Source organism: Bradyrhizobium sp. LeoB3, from assembly GCF_055456055.1.
Genome location: NZ_JBVBEF010000452.1, coordinates 1 through 290 on the forward strand (window position 1 = coordinate 1; position 290 = coordinate 290).

General features: G+C 59.7%; 1 pseudogene. It reads right to left on the reverse strand.

The annotated features are described in order from the left end of the window. Nucleotides 1-290, reverse strand: a pseudogene (locus ACZXDY_RS46685) (IS5/IS1182 family transposase); the annotation flags it as partial.

A 290-nucleotide genomic window follows, 5' to 3' on the forward strand; every position in this document is an offset into this window, starting at 1 on the left:
GCGAGTTGGTGGCGATCGGTGCCCACGTTGGTCACCTCGTGAGCCACGATGAGATGATGCTGCGTATCGACTGCAATCTGCACGTTGTAGCCAACGATCCCGGTGTCCTTGCCGCTTGTCGCCATCGAGCGCGCGTCAGGATCGGTCAGCGAGATCTGCTTGTCCTCGCTCTTCATCATCTCCGCATTGATCGCATTGAGCCGGACGGTCTCCTCCTTGAGCTTCTCGATCTTGCCCTTCAACCTCGCAACTTTCGCCTCTGGCACTGCATCGCCGTGCCGATCGGCGGT